At 73.1% G+C, this 17,503-nt stretch carries 16 protein-coding genes and 1 pseudogene; 6 read left to right on the forward strand and 11 right to left on the reverse strand.

All coding sequences use genetic code 11. The features are described from left to right. The first annotated feature begins 112 nt into the window (after nt 1–112). Complete coding sequence (locus ACFY6S_RS00090; RefSeq protein ID WP_388829189.1) at nt 113–1,435, forward strand: jacalin-like lectin; 1,323 nt, start codon at nt 113–115, stop codon at nt 1,433–1,435. A 53-nt stretch (nt 1,436–1,488) separates the two neighbouring features. Here the strand turns inward: ACFY6S_RS00090 and ACFY6S_RS00095 are convergent, their stop codons facing one another. Together ACFY6S_RS00095 and ACFY6S_RS00100 are read right to left on the reverse strand one after the other, a co-directional pair. Next, nucleotides 1,489–2,202 (reverse strand): aspartate/glutamate racemase family protein, encoded by a 714-nt coding sequence (locus tag ACFY6S_RS00095; RefSeq protein WP_388829100.1) that lies wholly within the window; start codon nt 2,200–2,202, stop codon nt 1,489–1,491. Nucleotides 2,203–2,207: 5 nt separating this feature from the next. After that, nucleotides 2,208–3,707, reverse strand: a complete 1,500-nt coding sequence (locus ACFY6S_RS00100; RefSeq protein ID WP_388829097.1) for an NCS1 family nucleobase:cation symporter-1 — start codon at nt 3,705–3,707, stop codon at nt 2,208–2,210. 139 nt (nt 3,708–3,846) lie between these two features. Here ACFY6S_RS00100 and ACFY6S_RS00105 point away from each other — a divergent pair, with 139 nt between their 5' ends. From ACFY6S_RS00105 to ACFY6S_RS00115, 3 genes are all read left to right on the forward strand, one after another. Further along, nucleotides 3,847–4,524 carry a GntR family transcriptional regulator gene (locus tag ACFY6S_RS00105; RefSeq protein ID WP_388829094.1) on the forward strand — a complete coding sequence of 226 codons (678 nt, stop codon included), beginning with the start codon at nt 3,847–3,849 and terminating at the stop codon, nt 4,522–4,524. A 105-nt stretch (nt 4,525–4,629) separates the two neighbouring features. Then, a complete protein-coding gene (locus ACFY6S_RS00110; RefSeq protein WP_388829091.1) occupies nt 4,630–6,828 on the forward strand; it encodes an alpha-galactosidase in 2,199 nt (732 codons plus the stop codon). A 118-nt stretch (nt 6,829–6,946) separates the two neighbouring features. Continuing rightward, complete coding sequence (locus ACFY6S_RS00115; RefSeq protein ID WP_388829088.1) at nt 6,947–7,636, forward strand: peptidoglycan-binding protein; 690 nt, start codon at nt 6,947–6,949, stop codon at nt 7,634–7,636. 64 nt (nt 7,637–7,700) lie between these two features. Here ACFY6S_RS00115 and ACFY6S_RS00120 read toward each other — a convergent pair whose 3' ends face one another. The 7 genes and pseudogenes from ACFY6S_RS00120 to ACFY6S_RS00150 form a co-directional block, all read right to left on the reverse strand. Then, on the reverse strand, nt 7,701–8,177 hold the full coding sequence (locus ACFY6S_RS00120; RefSeq protein ID WP_388829085.1) for a hypothetical protein: 477 nt from the start codon (nt 8,175–8,177) through the stop codon (nt 7,701–7,703). A 157-nt stretch (nt 8,178–8,334) separates the two neighbouring features. Continuing rightward, nucleotides 8,335–8,427 (reverse strand): annotated as a pseudogene (locus ACFY6S_RS00125) (alpha/beta hydrolase); the annotation flags it as partial. 18 nt (nt 8,428–8,445) lie between these two features. Further along, on the reverse strand, nt 8,446–9,687 hold the full coding sequence (gene rocD / locus ACFY6S_RS00130; RefSeq protein ID WP_388829082.1) for an ornithine--oxo-acid transaminase: 1,242 nt from the start codon (nt 9,685–9,687) through the stop codon (nt 8,446–8,448). After that, nucleotides 9,684–10,511, reverse strand: coding sequence for a dimethylargininase (gene ddaH / locus ACFY6S_RS00135; RefSeq protein WP_388829079.1), 828 nt, complete (start codon nt 10,509–10,511; stop codon nt 9,684–9,686). The genes rocD and ddaH overlap by 4 nt, the downstream gene beginning before the upstream one ends. A gap of 110 nt (nt 10,512–10,621) precedes the next feature. Beyond that, complete coding sequence (locus tag ACFY6S_RS00140; protein ID WP_388829186.1) at nt 10,622–11,146, reverse strand: Lrp/AsnC family transcriptional regulator; 525 nt, start codon at nt 11,144–11,146, stop codon at nt 10,622–10,624. 301 nt (nt 11,147–11,447) lie between these two features. Further along, entirely contained in the window at nt 11,448–11,831 is a 384-nt protein-coding gene (locus tag ACFY6S_RS00145) for an SH3 domain-containing protein (protein WP_388829076.1), read from the reverse strand. Nucleotides 11,832–11,908: 77 nt separating this feature from the next. Next, on the reverse strand, nt 11,909–12,874 hold the full coding sequence (locus ACFY6S_RS00150) for a phytoene/squalene synthase family protein (protein WP_388829073.1): 966 nt from the start codon (nt 12,872–12,874) through the stop codon (nt 11,909–11,911). A gap of 194 nt (nt 12,875–13,068) precedes the next feature. Here ACFY6S_RS00150 and uppS point away from each other — a divergent pair, with 194 nt between their 5' ends. Both uppS and ACFY6S_RS00160 read left to right on the forward strand, forming a co-directional pair. Next, nucleotides 13,069–13,857, forward strand: coding sequence for a polyprenyl diphosphate synthase (gene uppS, locus ACFY6S_RS00155; RefSeq protein WP_388829070.1), 789 nt, complete (start codon nt 13,069–13,071; stop codon nt 13,855–13,857). Between the two features lie 65 nt (nt 13,858–13,922). Beyond that, complete coding sequence (locus ACFY6S_RS00160) at nt 13,923–15,326, forward strand: oxygenase MpaB family protein (protein WP_388829067.1); 1,404 nt, start codon at nt 13,923–13,925, stop codon at nt 15,324–15,326. Nucleotides 15,327–15,350: 24 nt separating this feature from the next. Here the strand turns inward: ACFY6S_RS00160 and ACFY6S_RS00165 are convergent, their stop codons facing one another. Next, complete coding sequence (locus ACFY6S_RS00165; RefSeq protein WP_388829064.1) at nt 15,351–16,175, reverse strand: transferase; 825 nt, start codon at nt 16,173–16,175, stop codon at nt 15,351–15,353. Continuing rightward, nucleotides 16,172–17,431, reverse strand: coding sequence for a glycosyltransferase family 4 protein (locus tag ACFY6S_RS00170; protein WP_388829061.1), 1,260 nt, complete (start codon nt 17,429–17,431; stop codon nt 16,172–16,174). Before ACFY6S_RS00170 ends, ACFY6S_RS00165 begins: the two co-directional genes overlap by 4 nt. Nucleotides 17,432–17,503: the final 72 nt, after the last annotated feature.

Below are 17,503 nucleotides of genomic sequence, written 5' to 3' on the forward strand. Positions count from 1 at the left end.
CTTGCTTTGCACGTTACTTCACCGTAGACAGTGGTCGTCCGGCCGGCGCGGCCGGGCGGGTACGCCCGTACCCCCGCACCTCATGGAAGAGGCCCCCACGATGCCAATCCCGATCCGAAGACTGGCCGGCGTCCTGGTCGCCGGCGTCCTCGCGCTCACCGGTGCGGCCGGCGCCGGTGCGGCGCCCGCCTCGGCCGCCGCCGGTGAATCCGGTGCGTTCACCGTCCTCACGTACAACATCGCCGGGCTGCCGCTCGGGCTCGGTGACGGCGATCCCGAGGTCAACACACCGCTCATCGGGAAGCGGCTGGCGCCGTACGCCATCGTCAACGTGCAGGAGGACTTCAACTATCACGCCTCGCTGTACGCGAACGACACCCATCCCTACCGGACCGCCACCAGTGGCGGCGCGGCGTTCGGGGACGGGCTCAACACCCTCTCCGACCACTCCTTCGAGGATTTCGAGCGGGTCCGCTGGAACGACTGCACGGGTACGGACTGCCTCACCCCCAAGGGGTTCTCGCTCGCCCGCGTCCGGCTCGCCGCCGGGGTGTCCGTGGACGTGTACAACGTCCACACCAACGCCGACACCACGGCCGCCGCACTGGCCGCGCGCCGCGCCAACATCACCCAGCTCTCCCGGTTCATCCAGGCCAACAGCGACTCCAACGCCGTGATCGTCATGGGCGACACCAACACCCGCTACACCCGCACCGGTGACAACATCCGCACGCTCGTCTCGGACAACGGCCTCACCGACGCCTGGGTGCAGCTGGCGCGCGGCGGCTCGGCGCCGGCCGCCGGAAGCGACGCACTCGTCTGTGACGCGCTCGCGCCCGGCGACGACTGCGAGGTGGTCGACAAGGTCCTCTACCGGAGCGGCCCGCTGCTGCGGCTGACCGCCACCCGCTACACCAACGCGTGGCGTGCGTTCCTCGACCCGGCGGGCAAACACCTCTCCGACCACTATCCGCACTCCACCGCCTTCACCTGGTCGCTGCCGGCCGACCGCCGCGCCTCCGACCGCTTCGGCGGCCCGCACGGCACCGCCTTCAACGACGCAGGCGCCCTGCCCGCCGCGCCCTCGCCCCGCACCCTCACCCTGCGCGGCGGCGCCCGGCTCGACGGCCTCGCCCTCGCCCTCGACGGCGGGAGCGTGCTCAGCCACGGCGGCACCGGAGGCACGGCCGCCTCCCTCACCCTGGCCTCCGGCGAGCACCTGACCTCGGTCACCCTCACCCAGGGCCGGAAGGACGGCCGCAGCAGGATCTTCTCCGCCGCGTTCACCACCGACCGCGGGCGCGCCCTGGCGGCGGGCACCCCCACCTCGGACGCCGTGACATACACCGCGCCCGCGGGCTGGCGGATCAGCGGCTTCACCGGGCGCTCGGGCGACGAGATCGACAAGCTCGGCGTCGTCTACACCCCGAAGTAGGCCGGGGCCCCGAAGACGGCGCGGGCGGTGGGCGGAGCCCGGCACGCCGTGCCTCATGTGGGCGCGGACCAGGAGCGCCGTTTGGGCAGAGGGCGGGCGTAGCCGCCGGTACGGCTGGTGGTGAGGCCCAGGGAGACCAGGGACTCGGCGAGTTTCACGGCGGCGGCGACACCGTCGACCACCGGCATCCCGAGCCGCTCCCCCACCGTGCGCTGAAGTCCGGTCATGCCCGCACAGCCGAGGACCAGGACCTCGGCCCCGGCGTCCCTGGCCCGCGCGGCGGCGGTCAGGAACGCCTCGGTGGTACGGCTCTCATCGCCCAGGTCGAGTACGCCGAGCCCGGTGGAGACGACGGCGGCGCAGTTCCGGCCGACGCCGGCGGTGTGCAGGCTGTCCTCGATCTGGCCGCGGGCGCGGTCGAGGGTGGTGACGACTCCGTAGCGCCGCCCCAGCAGACAGGCCAGATGGGCGGCGGCCTCGGTGATGTCGACGACGGGCGTCGCCACGAGTTCCCTGGCCCCTTCGCGGCCGTGCTCGCCGAACCCGGCCATCACCACGGCGTCGTACGGCTCCCGGTGGCCGCGCAGGGTGTCGAGGACCGCCGCCGCCGAGAGATAGCTGTCGAGCCATCCCTCCGCCGACTCGGGGCCCCAGGCCGGGGTGAGACCGGTGATCGTGGTGCCCGGAGCGGCCGCGGCCCTGGCGCCGCGTACGATCTCGTCGGTCATCGCCCGGGTGGTGTTGCAGTTGGTGACGACGATCCGCACGCCGCTCAGACCTCCACGCTCGGGGCGGACACCGCCGAGGCGTGGCCGGACCCCTCGCCCGCGGACGCGGCGCGTTCCGTACGGCAGAGCAGCGCGTAGAGCGCCGCCGACACGGCCGTGCCGATGAACCAGGAGTAGGCGGCGATGTCGCCGAAGTACGGTACGAGCGCGAGCACCCCCGCGACGCCGGCCGACGGCAGGAAAGCCTGGAGCGCCTTCGGGTTGAAGCCCTTGCGGTAGTAGTAGCGGGAGTCCTTCCCCGCGTCGAAGAGCTGGTCGACGTCGATCCGGCCGCGCTTCACCCAGTGGTAGTCGACCATGATGACGCCGAACAGCGGTCCCAGGAAGGCGCCGAGTCCGCCGAGGAAGTAGTTGACCACGGCGGGGTTGGAGTAGAGGTTCCAGGGCGTGACCAGCAGCGCGGCGACGGTGCTGATCATTCCGCCGACCTTGAAGCTGATCCGCTGCGGCCAGACATTGGCCAGGTCGTACGCGGGTGAGACGAAGTTGGCGACGATGTTGACGCCCATCGTGGCGATCGCGAAGGTGAGCGCGCCCAGCACCAGCACCCAGGTGTTGCCCGCCTCGGCGACGAGCAGCGCGGGGTCGGTGATCGCCTCGCCGAAGACCTCGATGGAGCCGGCCGTGACGATGACGGAGACGATGACGAAGGCCGTCGAGTTGACCGGCAGGCCCCAGAAGTTGCCGCGCCTGACGGTCCGGTAGTCGGGTGCGAAGCGCGAGAAGTCGCAGAAGTTGAGCATCAGCGTCCCGTAGATCGACAGGATCAGACCGATCGCGCCGAACCACTGGGCGACCTGCTTGCCCGTGGAGACGGGGTGCGGGGTGGAGGTGAGCGAGATCGTCCAGCCGGCCTTCGCGAGGATCCACACGGCGAGCACGATCATCACGAGCCAGATCGCCGGGCCGCAGAAGTCCTGGAACTTGCGGACGGATTCCATGCCCTGACTGATGATCAGCGCCTGGACGATCCACAGGACGAGAAAGGAGGTCCAGCCCAGCGCGTCGAGTCCGAGGAAGGAGTGGCGCGTCCAGGAGACCAGGTCGGGTAGCGCCGCCAGCAGCATCACATTGACCGCGACGGAGGCCAGATAGGTCTGTATGCCGTACCACATGATGGCGATGACGGCCCGGATGAGGGCCGGGACGTTGGCTCCCCAGACCCCGAAACTGATGCGGCTGACCACGGGGAAGGGGACGCCGTGCCGCTGGCCGATGCGGCCCATCAGGTTCATCCCGAGATAGATGAGGACGAAGCCGACGAGCAGCGAGGTGAAGACCTGCCAGACGTTCATGCCGAGCACCAGCAGCCCGGCGGCGAAGGTGTAGTTGCCGAGATTGTGGACGTCGGACATCCAGAGCGCGAAGAGGTCGAAGACCTTCCATGTGCGGGTGGTGGCGGGCGCCAGGTCCTCGTTGGTGAGCCGGGGATCGGGGACGAACGCGGTGGTGCCGGTGGTCTCGGCACGGTCGACGAGGGACACGGGGCCTCCCGGTGGGGGAAATGGGGGCGGTTTTGGTATACCAAAGCTGCGCCCCATGGTCGACCCCTCGATCACCACCGATCGTGTCCCGGCGGTTACGGCCCGGTAAAACACCGGCGGGTCGGGGATCATGGGGACCATGACGACCCCCGAACCGCTGGGAGCCGTACGCGAGCGCGTGCTCGCCGGACTGCGGCAGGACATCATCGCGGGCCGGCTGCGCCCCGGCGACCGGCTCGTGGAGCGCGAACTCGCCGAACGCTTCGACGTCTCCCGGGTCCCGGTGCGCGAAGCGGTCCGGGCGCTGGTCGCGGAGGGCTTCGTCCTCTTCGAGACCCCGCGCCGCGCGGTGGTGCGCCGGCTCACGGTCGACGACGTCGACGAACTCTTCGAACTGCGCGAGGCCCTGGAGGTGTACGCGGCCGGGCTCGCCGCCGAGCGCGCCGACCGCGCGAGCCTCGCCGGGCTGGCGGAGGTGCTGGAGCGGGCCGCAGCCGCCACCCGGGCACTGGACGCCGAGCGGATCACCGACCTCAACACCCTCTTCCACGACCGCGTCCTGGCCGTGGCGGGCAACAGCCTGCTGAGCTCGGTGATGGAACCGGTCGGCGGACGGCTGCGCTGGCTCACCCGGCGCAACGAGCGGTGGTCCAGGCAACTGGCCGAACATCGCGCCCTGTACGAGGCCATCGCCTCGGGCGACCCGGTACGGGCACGGGCCGAGGCCCTCGCCCATGTGCGGGCCAACCACCGGGCCACCGTACGGGAGCTGTTCGGCGACGGGCCGGCCGGGGACGGCGGGACACCGGGCATCTGAGAGGGAGGACCGCGCGGGGCCCTGGCGGCGCACCACTGCCGTGGCGTACCCGTGGGGCACGTAGCGTACGACCACCGGCAGGAACGGCAGCCAAAGGGGAACCGCATGACCCGCACCATCGCGCGGACCGTCCATCTGCGCGCGGCCGGAGTGAGCTTCGTCGTCGAACTCGGCGATCCGCTGCCCCGTGTGCTGCACTGGGGCGAGGATCTGGGAGAGCTGACGGACGAGGATCTCGCCGCGCTGTGCCTGACCTCCGAGGGCGCGGTGCTGCACAACGCGCCGGACGGGCCGAGGCGGTTCACGGTCTGGCCGACCCAGGCCGACACATGGTCGGGCACCCCGGCGCACCAGGGACACCGGGGCGGTGTCGCGACCACGCCGCGGGTGCGGCTGACGGAAGCCCGGGACAGCGCGGACGAGCTGGTGCTACGGCTCGCGGACCGCGTCAGCGATCTCGACATCACCCTCTCCTACCGGCTGGACCGGTCCGGGGTGCTCAGTGTCACCACCCGCCTCGCCCGTCCCCTCCGGCCCGGTGGCGGGGACTCGGTGGACGACGGCACACCGTACGACCTCGCCGGGGTGACCACCCTGCTGCCGTTGCCGCAACGGGCCGACGAGGTCATGGACTTCACCGGGAAGTGGTGCCGGGAACGGTCGCCGCAGCGGGGCCGGCTCGGATACGGGGCGCACGTGCGCGAGACGCGCCGGGGGCGTCCGGGGCAGGACTCGCCCTATCTGCTCACCGTCGGGGTGCCCGGCTTCGGTTTCCGCTCGGGCGAGGTGTGGGGTCTGCATGTGGCGTGGAGCGGGGACCAGCGCTGGCTGGCCGAGCGCCTTCCGGAGGGCGCCGGGGTGCATGGCGCCGTCCTCGGGGGCGGTGAACTGCTCGCGCCCGGTGAGATCCGGCTCGCCCCCGGCGCCGAGTACACGGCGCCCGTCTGCCACTTCGTCTGGTCCGACGCGGGCCTGGACGGACTCGCGGACCGCTTCCACACCCTGCTGCGGGCGCGGCCGGCGCATCCGTCGAGCCCGCGTCCGCTGACGCTGAACACCTGGGAGGCCGTCTACTTCGACCACCGCCTGGACCGGCTGCTGGAGCTGACCGACCTGGCGGCGGCGACGGGGGTCGAGCGCGTCGTCCTGGACGACGGGTGGTTCTCGGGCCGCCGCGACGACACCTCCGGACTCGGCGACTGGACCGTGGACGAGACGGTGTGGCCGCGGGGGCTGGGACCGCTCGCCGAGCGGGTGCACGGCCACGGCATGCAGTTCGGGCTGTGGGTAGAGCCGGAGATGGTCAACCTGGACTCCCGGCTGGCCGAGGAGCACCCCGAGTGGATCCTCGGCCCGTACACCGCGGGCCTCGGTCCGAGCGCCCGTCACCAGTACGTCCTGAACGTGGCCGACGACGGCGCCCGGGAGTATCTGCTGGCCTCGCTGGACGCCCTGATCTCCCGGTACGCGGTGGACTATCTGAAGTGGGACCACAACCGCGATCTGCACGAGGCGGTACGCCAGGGCGCGGACGGCGCGGACCGGCCCGGTGTGCACGCCCAGACCCACGCCGTCCACCGGTTGCTCGACACCCTGCGCGAGCGGCACCCCGCGCTGGAGATCGAGAGCTGCTCCAGCGGCGGCGGCCGGGTCGATCTCTCCGTGCTCGCCCGCACCGACCGGGTGTGGGCGTCCGACTGCAACGATCCCGTCGAGCGTCAGACCGTCCAGCGCTGGACGGGTCAGCTGCTGCCGCCCGAACTGATCGGCACGCATGTGGGCGCGCCGCGCAGTCACACCACGGCGCGCACCAACGACGCGTCGTTCGGCCGGATCACCGCGCTGTTCGGGCACGCCGGCATCGAGGACGACCTGACCGCGCGCACGCCGCGGGAGCTGGCGGAGCTGCGGCGGTGGGCGGAGCTGTACAAGGAGCTGCGACCGCTGCTGCACGGCGGCCGGGTGGTGCGCGCGGACCTGCCGGACGAGGCGACCGTGCTGCACGGGGTGGTGGCCGCCGACCGGGGTTCCGCGCTCTACTGCTGGGCCCGGCTCGCCACCTCCCCCGAGGGGCAGTCGGGACGCGTACGGCTGCCCGGGCTGGATCCGCGCGGGCGCTACCGGGCACGAATCCGCACCGAGGCGGGTCTCCCGTCGGCGCATCAGATCGCGGGACCCGCGTGGTTCCCGGCCGCGCTGGAGGGCTGGGTCACGCTGCCCGGCGCGGTGCTCACGGGCGCGGGGCTGCCGATGCCGACGCTGAACCCCGGTCAGGCACTGCTGATCGAGATCGGGAGCCGGTGACCGGGGCGCTGACCAGCCAGTACCCCGATTCGCACACATGTCCGGCGCGGGAGCGGTAGCGTCCCGTATCCCGCCGGCCCGGCAGGCCGGCGGCGCCGGACAGGAGGGATGCGCGCAGATGACCGGATCCGCCGAGCAGCGCCCGCAGGACCGGCGCGGAGTGCTCGAACCGACCCATGTCATGCGGCCCGGGCGACCGAAGCCGCTGTCCGACTTCGGCGCTCCGTTCCGGGCGGACGAGCCGGAGGACGGCCGGGGCGAGGGCTGGGAGCGGGTGGCGGTGGGCGCTGCGTCCGGGCCGGGGCCGGCCCAGGACGCCCAGGAGACAGCGGAGTTGCCGCCCGTACCGCCGTATCCGCCACCGCCCGCCGGGCCGCCGCGTCCGGGCGGGCGCGACGGGCGCGGCAGGACCACGGCCCTGGTCGCGCTGGCCGGCCTGGCGGCGGTGGGGCTCGCCGCCGCGCTGCTGCTGCTCGCCCGGAACGGGCCGCAGGAGACCCCTCCGGCCCTCGCCCCGCCTCCGGCCACCGCCTCATCGGATCCCGGGGCGCCCGTCGGCCCGGCGCCCGCGGTCCCCGGCGCCGACGTGCTGCGGCAGGGCGACAGCGGCCCGGAGGTGCGCGAGGTCCAGGAGCGGCTGCTGCGCGTCCCCGGCGTGTACGAGGGGGGCAGCGTCGACGGGATCTACGACGCCGCGTTCGCCGAGGCCATCGGCCGCTTCCAGCTCTGGTACGGCATCCGGGGCGACGAGACCGGCGTCTACGGCGCCAACACCCGCCGCGATCTGGAGTCGCGCACGGGCTCCTGATCCGCGCACGGGCGGCGTCGCGCCGGGGCGTGGCAACCGGGACGGCGGGACGGTTCCGAGGGGTTCAGCCGTCCTGACCGTCCCGCTGGTCGGGCAGCATGCCGCTTGCCCTGGCGATGCCGTCGAGTGCTTCCTCGTCCTTCTGGCGCCGCTCCGCCTTGGCGTCGAGTTCGTCGCGCATGGTGCGCAGCCGTTCGGGGTCGGCGGCCACCTCGGGCGGGACCAGGGTCAGGGCGCCGCTGGTGTGTTCGCCGTCGCCGAGATCGGCGACGACATGGTCGGCCCGGTCCTCGTGGCCGGGCTGGAGCGCGCCGATGAGCCCCATGATGTTGAGCATCTCCCGCTGCACGTCCCGGGTGAACAGCTCCTTCTCCTCGTCGTCCATCCGCAGGCGCACCGTACCGCCGCCGTTCTCGGCCCACATGCGGATGACGTCCATGAGGAGCCGGTACTGCGGCTCGGGCATTCTGGCCTTGAGCGTCTCGATGTAGAGGCCGAGCCGCAGCCTCGGCAGGTCCTGGGCGGGGTTGTCATCGTTCACGGGTCCTCCCGGGGCCGGGTCGGCTGTGTCGGGGCGGTGGCGGGCGCCGTCGCGTCCGTACCTCCCCCTCGCACGAGCAGTACCCCGTTCGGCGGACGGGGGAACGGCCCGTAGGGGGCCGATCCGGGTATCCGGTCCCGGTGTCGACGGAGGGCGGGGGCCGGGCGATCGGCGCGCCGTCGAGGGCGGCGGGGTCGTCCCGGTCCCGGTCCGTGTCGCGGTAGCGGTCCAGCGCCCCGGTCAGCCCGGTCGGCGGGACCGCGGGGGCTCAGCCCAGCACGCGGGCGAGCGCGTCCAGCGCGGATTCGATCTCTTCCCCGGTGATGGTCAGCGGCGGGGCGAGCCGGATGGTGGAGCCGTGGGTGTCCTTCACCAGGACGCCCTCGCGCGCGAGACGCTCGCTGATCTCGCGGCCCGTGCCCACGGCCGGGTCGACATCGACACCGGCCCACAGGCCGCGGCAGCGGTAGCCCGCCACCCCCTTGCCCACCAAGGAGGCGAGACCGGCGTCCATGACGGTGCCCAGCTCCCTGGCGCGGCGCTGGTACTCACCGGTTTCGAGCAGCTCGACCACCGCGGAGCCGACCGCCGCGGCCAGCGGGTTGCCGCCGAAGGTGGAGCCGTGCTCGCCGGGGTGCAGGACGCCCAGGACCGCGCGGTCGGCCATGACCGCGGAGACGGGGACGATGCCGCCGCCGAGCGCCTTGCCCAGGAGCAGCATGTCGGGGAGCACGTTCTCGTGCTCGACGGCGAGGGTCGTGCCGGTGCGGCCCAGTCCCGACTGGATCTCGTCGGCGATGAACAGCACGTTTGTGCGCCGGGTGAGTTCGCGTACGCCCCTGAGATAGCCGTCGGAGGGGATGATGACGCCGGCCTCGCCCTGGATCGGTTCGACGAGGACGGCCGCGGTCGTCTCGTCGATCGCCGCTTCGAGGGCCGCGAGGTCGTCGTAGGGCACGATCCGGAAGCCGGGGGTGAACGGGCCGAAGCCGCCGCGCGCCGTCTCGTCGTCGGAGAAGCTGACGATGGTGGTCGTGCGGCCGTGGAAGTTGCCCGCGGCCACGATGATGGTGGCCCGGTCCCGGGCGACACCCTTCACCTCGTACGCCCATTTGCGGGCGACCTTGACGGCGCTCTCCACCGCCTCGGCGCCCGTGTTCATCGGCAGGGTCGTCTCCAGCCCGACGAGCGCCGACAGCGACTCGGCGAAGCCGGCGAGCCGGTCGTTGTGGAAGGCCCGGGAGGTGAGGGTGACCTCGTCGAGCTGGCGCCTGGCCGCCTCGATCAGCGTGGGGTGCCGGTGTCCGAAGTTGAGGGCGGAGTAGCCGGCGAGCATGTCGAGATAGCGGCGCCCCTCGACGTCCTCGACCCACGCGCCCTCGGCGCGGGCGACGACCACGGGCAGCGGGTGGTAGTTGTGCGCGAGAGCCGCCTCGTCGGCGCGGATCAGCTCCGCCGACGTGCGCGTCGCGGTGGCGTTGGTGCCGGGGGCGGCAGCGGTGTACGTCATGGGGTACGGACCTCCTGGGTGCAGCACTTGATTCCGCCGCCCGCCTTGTGGAACTCGGACAGGTCGACGGGGACGGGGACGTAGCCGCGCCGGGTGAGCCGGTCGATGAGACCGGTGGCGCGCGGCGGGACGAACACGTGGCGTCCGTCGGAGACGGAGTTCAGCCCGAACGCCATGGCGTCCTGCCGGGTGCCGGTCACGGCGTCGGGGAAGAGGCGGCGCAGGACCTCGCGGCTTCCGGGCGAGAACGCCTCGGGATAGTAGGCGATGTTCCGGTCGTCCAGGGCGAACAGCGCGGTGTCCAGGTGGTAGAAGTACGGGTCGGTGAGATGGAGGCTGACCGTGGGGACGCCGAAGAACTCCTGCGCCTCCTGGTGCGCGGGGACCGTCGTACGGAATCCGGTGCCGGCCAGGATCAGTCCGGCGACGGGGACGAGGTCGCCCTCGCCCTCGCAGACCGGGCCGGGTTCGAGTTCGTGCACGTCGAAGCCGGCCGCCTTGAACCACGTCGCGTAGGCGGCCGATTCCGGCCGGCGCTGCTCGGCGCGGAACCGGGAGCGCAGGACCTTGCCGTCGAGGACCAGCGCCGCGTTGGCGGCGAACACCATGTCGGGCAGACCGGCGACGGGCTCGGCGGTCTCCACGGTGTGGCCGGCCTCGCGGTAGGCGCGTACCAGGGACTCCCACTGGGCACGGGCCAGGGCGCGGTCGACCGGTGCGTTCTCGCGCATCCAGGGGTTGATGGCATACGTGACGTCGAAATGCGTGGGCGCGCAGGTGAGGTAGCGCCGGGGACGTGACACGCGTACGGGAACGGGCGGCACGCGGCCTCCTCTCGTTGCCGGGGATGTTCTCAACGATAGGAACCGCGGGTGGCGATGCTCAAGGATCAAGGATTGCGTGTACGCGCAAGAGTGTTGCGCAGTGGGGCCATTCAGCGGCTGATCGTTCCATTCGGCGGTGTGCCGGGCTCCACGGTGGGGAGGTCGGCCGGGGCACCGGCCTCGGGGCTGTCGGGGAGCAGATGCGTCAGGACGATGAAACTGTTGGTCCTGGTGACGAACGGCTCGGCCCTGATCCGCTCCAGCACCTCTTCGAAATGCTGGATGTCGGCGGCCCTGATGTGCAGCAGCGCGTCGGCTCCCCCGGTCACGGTGACCGCCGCCACGACCTCGGGGTAGGTGCGCGCGACCTCGGCGATACGCCGGGGCGGGGCGGCGGCGTCGCAGAAGATCTCGACGTACGCCTCGGTGCGCCAGCCGAGGGCGGAGGGCCGCACGACGGTGGTGAAGCCGGTGATGACCTCCTGTTCGCGCAGCCGGTCGACGCGTCGTTTCACGGCGGGCGCCGAGAGCCCGATCGTCTGGCCGATCTCGGTGAAGCTGGTCCTGGCGTTGGCGACGAGGGCGGCGAGGATCCGCCGGTCGAGTTCGTCGAGCACCGGCTGCTGGTAGGGCATGGGAGCCTCCGCCTCGTGGTCGCGCACGCAGTGATCGTAAGCCCGGGCGCGGGGCGGTCCGTACGGACGTGAGCGCCACCGGCCCCGTCGGGCAGCGTGTGGCCGCGGATGCCGGAAGGCCCGGCCGCCGGTCCCAACGGGCGGCGCGGGCGGGCGACTTCACGGGGCACGGGGCGGCGGGCCCGCACGGCGGCCGGGTGGGCCGACGGCGCGCGGTGGCGTCATCGGCCCACCCGGGGCGCTCCCGTCCCGGCGGGCCGGCCGGGACGTCCGGCGCGACCGCCGGCGGGGAGGGACGGGGTCAGCGGCGGCAGAAGTCCACGTGCGCCAGGTTCTGCACGTAGCGGGCGGCGACATAGCCGGTCCAGCCGTCCCCGAGTCGGTACCAGAGGTCGTTGCCGTCCACGTTCTGGCCGTGCACCTTGCAGGACAACGGGACGACGGCGCCCGGCTGGAGGACGCCCAGGGACGGCGAATCGGTCGTCGCCCGCTCTCGGATGTGGAGCGGGAGCCGGGAGACGACCTTCCCCTTGGGCAGAGCGGCGGGGACCGCGGAGACACCTCCCGCGGCGGTGCCGGGAGCGCCGTCCGCGACCGCGGGGGTGGCGGCGAGGGCTCCCGAGGCGGCGATGAGGGCGGCGGCGAGCACGGTGGTGACACGGTGGTTGACGCGGATCTTGTGCACAATTGCCTCTTTCCCTTTTGGGTGTTACCTCCTTATGACATGCCGAACGTCGCGTTCGCCAGACTGAAACGGCTTCCTCACCCGGATGAGGCATTTTTGCCGTAAAGGCCGCTCATACGACCGGAACCGGCCGGCGAGGACGTCCGGCGGTGGCGCAGCAGGATGGCGACGGCGGCCGGGATCCTCGGCCGGACGCCGCCGCGCAGCAGCCGCGACCCGTGCGCCTGGGCCTCCTGGAGCAGATGGGCGTACACGTCGAGTTGGGCCGCGATCATCGGCGCGTAGAGCGCGGGGACGCCGGCCGCGGCCGGCCTGGCGGCCACGAGATCGGTCCAGCACTTGGCGGCGGTACGGGCGAGCAGCGCCCGCACGCGGGCGGTGGCGCGCCCCTGCCGCAGCTCGTCCGGTTCGACGCCCTCGGCCCGCAGGTCGGAGCGCGGCAGACAGAGCCGGCCCGCCCGGAGGTCCTCGGCCAGGTCGGTCAGGAAGTCGATCCGCTGGATCGGTACGGCGAGCAGTCGCACGCTCTCCCGCAGCCGCGCGTCGCTCTCCTCGGACCCGGCGAGGACGGCGCCGATCAGCATCAGTCCCGGCACGACGTACTCGTCGACGTAGGCCAGGAAGTCGGGCTCGCCGGCGAAGCCGGTGAAGTACAGGTCGGCCGGGGCCGCCCGGAAGAAGTCGTCGACGCGGCCGGCCAGGCGCGGATGGGCGTGCACGGTGTGCCACAGCGGGGCGAGGCCGCCGGCGGGCGCGGTCGGGGAGGCCAGGACGTCGCGCACCCGCGTCTCGTAGCGCGCGAACCGGGCGGCGCGCACCTCGACGGGCGCCCGGTCGTCCCGGTCGAGCAGTTCGTCGCAGGTGTGCATGAACGACACCGCCGCCACCACGTGCACCGCGGTCGCGGGCGGCAGCAGCAGCCGCAGGGCGGCGTACTGGGCGGGCGCGTAGCGGGCCAGTCGCGTCGCCTGCCGGGTGTAGCTCTCACGCAGGCCCGGTTCGCCGACCCCGGCCTCCGTCAGCCCGCGCCGCCAGCCGTTCATGCGATCTCCCTCGCTCGGAGCGGAAGTTGACCGGGCGTCCGGGCAGGACGAACCTCAACCACCGCACAACTACCTGATGTTACTATTGAGGTACGGAGAGTATCCGATGCGTCCGGGCGCCGCGCCGCCCGGACGCCTGGCGTCCGCTCCCCCGTGTCCCGTTCACAGACGCACCGGTCGGCGAAGGCGAGCCCGTGGTGATCCCTTCTGTTCCCACTGTCCCAGAGGAGCGGGCTCCCGGCCCCCGGCGGTGCCCGGACGAAGGGCCGCCGCCGATCCCCGACGGGCGGCTGCCCGTCCATGTCGCCCTGGTGCTGGACGGCAACGGCCGCTGGGCGACCGGGCGGGGGCTGCCGCGTACCGAGGGCCACCGGGCGGGGGCACGGGCCGTGCTGGACACGGTCGACGGTGCCCTCCAGCTCGGGTTGCGGCACCTGTCGCTGTTCGCGTTCTCCACCGAGAACTGGCGGCGCGACCCGGCGGAGGTCGCTGAAGTGCTGCGGCTGATCAACGGGTTCGCGACGGACCACGGTGACTGGCTGGACCGGCGGGGGGTGCGGGTCACCTGGTCCGGCGGGCGCGGCCGGATGGGCGCGGGGCTGCTCGGCGATCTGGACGCCCTCCAGGCGCGGACGGCGGGGAACGCCCGGCTGGAGATGACCGTGTGGCTCAACTACGGTGCCCGCGACGAACTGTGCCGGGCGGCGCGGGAACTGGCCCGGCAGAGCGTGGAGGGCCGGATCGACCCCGCGCAGATCGACGCGCGGACTTTCGCCCGTCATCTGTACCGGCCGGATCTGCCGGATGTCGATCTGTTCATCCGTACCTCCGGGGAGCAGCGGCTGAGCAACTTCCTTCTCTGGCAGAGCGCTTACGCCGAACTGCTGTTCACCGAGACCCTGTGGCCGGACTTCGGGCGCCACGACCTGTGGGCGGCGACGGTGGCGTACAGCCGGCGCGAACGGCGCTTCGGCGGCCGCTGACCGGGTGCTTCCCCCGCCCGCTCCCCTCCCATCTCCACGTTTCCCTCTCGTGTTTAGGCGGCACCATGAACGACATTCCCGGCCGGCCGGACCCCGGCACCGCGTCCGGCGCCCTTCCGCTCCCCGGACCCGATTCGATCGCCTGGCGCTATGTCGGGCAGTGGCGGCTGCTGACCGTTCTGGGCCGGGCCCTGGTGCTGGAGACGGCCCATCCGGTGGTGGGCTCGGGCGTCGAGGCGTTCTCGACGTACCGCTACCACCCGTGGCGGCGGGCGCAGCAGACCCTGCTCAGCCTCCAGCGGGTCGTGTATCTCGACGTACGGGGACGGGAGAAGGAGGCGGCCAGGCTGGTGCGGCTGCACCGGCACATCAAGGGCGTGGACGGCGCGGGCCGTTCCTTCGACGCGCTCGACCCGGAGGCCAAGGCGTGGGTTCATCTGACCCTCTTCGAGGCGATCGTCACGATGTGCCGGGTCGGTGGCGACCCGCTCCCGGCGCGCGACGAGGAGCAGCTGTACGAGGAGTGGCGGGCCTGCGGCCGGGTGATCGGGCTGGACGACGACGTGATGCCCGCCGATGTCGCCGCTTTCTGGGTGTACTTCGAGCGGATGACCCGCGAGCGGCTCGACGCGACCGGGGGACTGCGCGGCCTGGTGTCGGCCCTGTCCGGCGACTTCCCGCCCCCGGCGCAGCTCGACTTCCTGCCGGCGCCGCTCTGGCGCGCGGTGCGCGGTGCGGCGGCCCGCGCGTATCTCGACATGACGGCAGCGCTGCTCTCCCCCGCGCTGCGGGAGCGGCTCGATCTGCGGCCGGGGCCGGCCGGTCCCGCGATCGCGGCGGTGGTGTGCCGGGCGGCCGGGCTGCTCGACCGGATCGCGCCGCCCCGGCTGCGCTACATGCCGGTGGCGGCCACGGCCATCGCCGCCGAGCTTCAGCTCCGGCGCAGTCTGGCGCGCCGGGCCGCCCGACCGGACGCGGCGGTGCCCGAGCTGTTCGACCGGATTCTCGACCAGACCGGCGACGGGTTCGTCAGCTGGGCCGATCTCGCGGCGGTGGCGCGGGTGGTGGCGGTCCGGCTGGAGGTGGACGAGGCCACGGAGACGGCCCTCTACGACGCCTTCCACACCTGGTGGCTGGAGCTGCGGGCCGGGTCGGACACGGACGGCGACGGGCTGCTCAGCCGGGAGGAGTACGCGCGGACCGGCCCGGACGGCGCCGCGCTGCGCGCCGCGATGGACACCGTGGCGGCCGCCGTGGACCGGGACGGCGACGGCTTCGTCGACCAGGCCGAGTACGCCCATCTGCTCGGCGGCGGGGGGCACGGGCCCGAACTGCTGGAGAGCTTCCGGCTGCTGGACACCGACGGGGACGGCCGGGTCACGGTCGCGGAGTTCGCGGCGGGGCTCGGCGCGTTCTTCGCTGGCCGGGCCGGCTCCCCGGTCGGGCGGCGCCTGCTGGGCCGGGCCTGACCGGGGAGGCGGGGCGGCGCGTCCTCAGCCGTCGACCACCACGGCGAGGTCGTTGTCGACGGTGTAGTAGGGCCGCACCGTCGCCCCGTCGAGTTCGGTGGACGGGTAGACGAAGACTCCCTTGCGGTCGGCCACGTCGTCGAGCAGCCGGCCCAGCCGGATCCGGGGAGTGTCCGGTGCGGGGTGGACGAAGACGTCCCAGAAGGCGCGGCGCGGCTCGCTGCCCGGAGCGCGCTCGTCCAGCAGGTCGCGGTAGGCCGCGGTGAGGGAGAACCCGTGGCCGCGGTCATGGTGGACGACGCCCTCGCGTACGGCGTGGTCCGTGCCCCGGCGGACCAGCCGCACCGTCGCGCCGTCGGCGAGCCGGGCGCCGAAGAGGCGTCCGCGTACCGTCATCGAGTCGCCGGAGACGCGGATCGTGTCGATCTCGCCGTGCGTGGTGCGCAGCCAGGTCCTGACCGCGAGAAAGCCGTCCCGGGTGGGGTACGGGACGCGGACGGCCAGCGGCGTCGCCGTCCGGCCCGGGTCGCGGCCCGGCTGGAGGGCGCGCAGGTCGAGCAGGCCGGGGCGGAGCCGGGTGCCTTCCCCGCCGGGGCCGTCCAGGACGTACGCGTCCCAGCGGCCCTCGGCGAGGGGCGGGTGGGGTTCCAGGACGGCGCGCCGGCGGTGCTCCGCCAGGGGGCGCAGTTCGAGGGTGTGGCCGGGCTCCTGGGGGCGGCCCTTCTTCGGGCGCGGGCGCAGCAGGAGCCGGGGTTGCCGGGCCTCCGGCAGGCTGAGGTCGACGGTGAGCCGGCCTTCCCGGTCCATCAGGCAGTCGGCGCGGAGGGCCTCGGTGCGGTCCTCGCTCATCGGGTGACCTTTCGTATGGTGCGCAGGACGCCGCTCGCGGCGACCAGGGCGCCGTCCTTGACCGCGTGGCCCCGGCCGGAGAGGGGGTGGTCCGTGCGGCGGGGGGCGGCGGGGCGTCCGTCGGCCCGGGCCGCGAGCAGTTCTTCGAACAGCCGCTCGGCCTGGGCGACGACGGGGCCCGGGGCGAACCGCCGGGAGTTCTCCAGGGCGGCGCGGCCCATTCGGCGGCGCCCCTCGTCGTCCCGTACGAGGTCGAGCAGGGCGGCGGAGAGGGCGTCGCGGTCGCCCACGGGCACCAGCCGGCCGTCCACGCCGTCCGCGATGATCTCGCCGGGACCGTAGGGGCAGTCGGTGCTGACGACCGGCAGGCCGCAGCGCATCGCCTCGACGATGGTCATGCCGAAGGGTTCGAAGTCGGAGGTGGCCGCCGCGATGGAGCCCTTGACCCACTGCGCCTCCATGGGGGTGGCGGCGCCCATCAGGAACACATTGTCGTAGAGCCCGAGGTCCTCGATGAGCCGCCGGAGTCTGTCGTGCTCCTCCCCCTTCCCGTACAGCCGCAGCCGCCAGTGGGGGTAGTCGGCGACCACCGCGGCGAACGCCTCGATGAGCAGGTCGTAGCGCTTGACGCGGACGAGCCGGCCGGCGGCGATCACGGTGTGCGACTCACCGTCCGAGGGCGGCAGGACCGGGTCGGGCACGCTGTTGGGCAGCGCCTCCACCCGGACGCCGGGGAGCCGGGCCTTGCGCCGGTAGGCCGCCGCGTCCGCCTCCGTGACGGTGGTCAGCGCGTCCAGCCGGGGGTAGGCACGGCGCAGCGTCGTGCGCAGTCTCGGTGAGTGGCGGTCGAGCGTGAGGTGTTCCTGCCCGACCCGCACGATGTGCCGCGGGGCCTGGAGGGCGAGGTGGACGTTGAGCCCGGGACGCGTCCCCACCAGTATGTCGGCGTCCGTGTCCGCGAGAAACGCGGCGATCCGCCGGTCGGTGAGTTCGCTGTACTGCCCGTAGCGGCGCTCGGCGGCCGGGAAGACGCCGGCCGGGCGCAGATGATCGGGGTGATCCTCCTCGTGGCGCAGATCCACCAGGGCCCGCAGCCGCACCCTCGGGTCCGGGGTGAGGTTGGGGGCCTCCCGGTGCCGGAGGACGGAGACGACGTCCACCTCGTGCCGGTCCGCGAGCGCTCGGGCCAGATTGAAGGTGGTGGTGATCGTGCCCCCGATCCCGTAGGCGTTGTGAATCAGAAAGGAGATCTTCATGACGGCGTAGACCCTTGGGAGACCCCGAACGTTGCACACGTTACGGCTTTGTGAAACAACGCGCCCGTCGTC

This window comes from Streptomyces sp. NPDC012835, from assembly GCF_042900885.1.
Lineage (GTDB): Bacteria > Actinomycetota > Actinomycetes > Streptomycetales > Streptomycetaceae > Streptomyces.

Excerpts from the sequence above, each read along its gene's own strand:
- ACFY6S_RS00110 (WP_388829091.1), top strand. The coding sequence starts at position 4,630 with ATGACCCGCACCATCGCGCGGACCGTCCATCTGCGCGCGGCCGGAGTG.
- ACFY6S_RS00170 (WP_388829061.1), bottom strand. The coding sequence starts at position 17,431 with ATGAAGATCTCCTTTCTGATTCACAACGCCTACGGGATCGGGGGCACG.
- ACFY6S_RS00105 (WP_388829094.1), top strand. The coding sequence starts at position 3,847 with ATGACGACCCCCGAACCGCTGGGAGCCGTACGCGAGCGCGTGCTCGCC.
- ACFY6S_RS00140 (WP_388829186.1), bottom strand. The coding sequence starts at position 11,146 with ATGCCCTACCAGCAGCCGGTGCTCGACGAACTCGACCGGCGGATCCTC.
- ACFY6S_RS00160 (WP_388829067.1), top strand. The coding sequence starts at position 13,923 with ATGAACGACATTCCCGGCCGGCCGGACCCCGGCACCGCGTCCGGCGCC.
- ACFY6S_RS00115 (WP_388829088.1), top strand. The coding sequence starts at position 6,947 with ATGACCGGATCCGCCGAGCAGCGCCCGCAGGACCGGCGCGGAGTGCTC.
- ACFY6S_RS00165 (WP_388829064.1), bottom strand. The coding sequence starts at position 16,175 with ATGAGCGAGGACCGCACCGAGGCCCTCCGCGCCGACTGCCTGATGGAC.
- ACFY6S_RS00150 (WP_388829073.1), bottom strand. The coding sequence starts at position 12,874 with ATGAACGGCTGGCGGCGCGGGCTGACGGAGGCCGGGGTCGGCGAACCG.
- rocD (WP_388829082.1), bottom strand. The coding sequence starts at position 9,687 with ATGACGTACACCGCTGCCGCCCCCGGCACCAACGCCACCGCGACGCGC.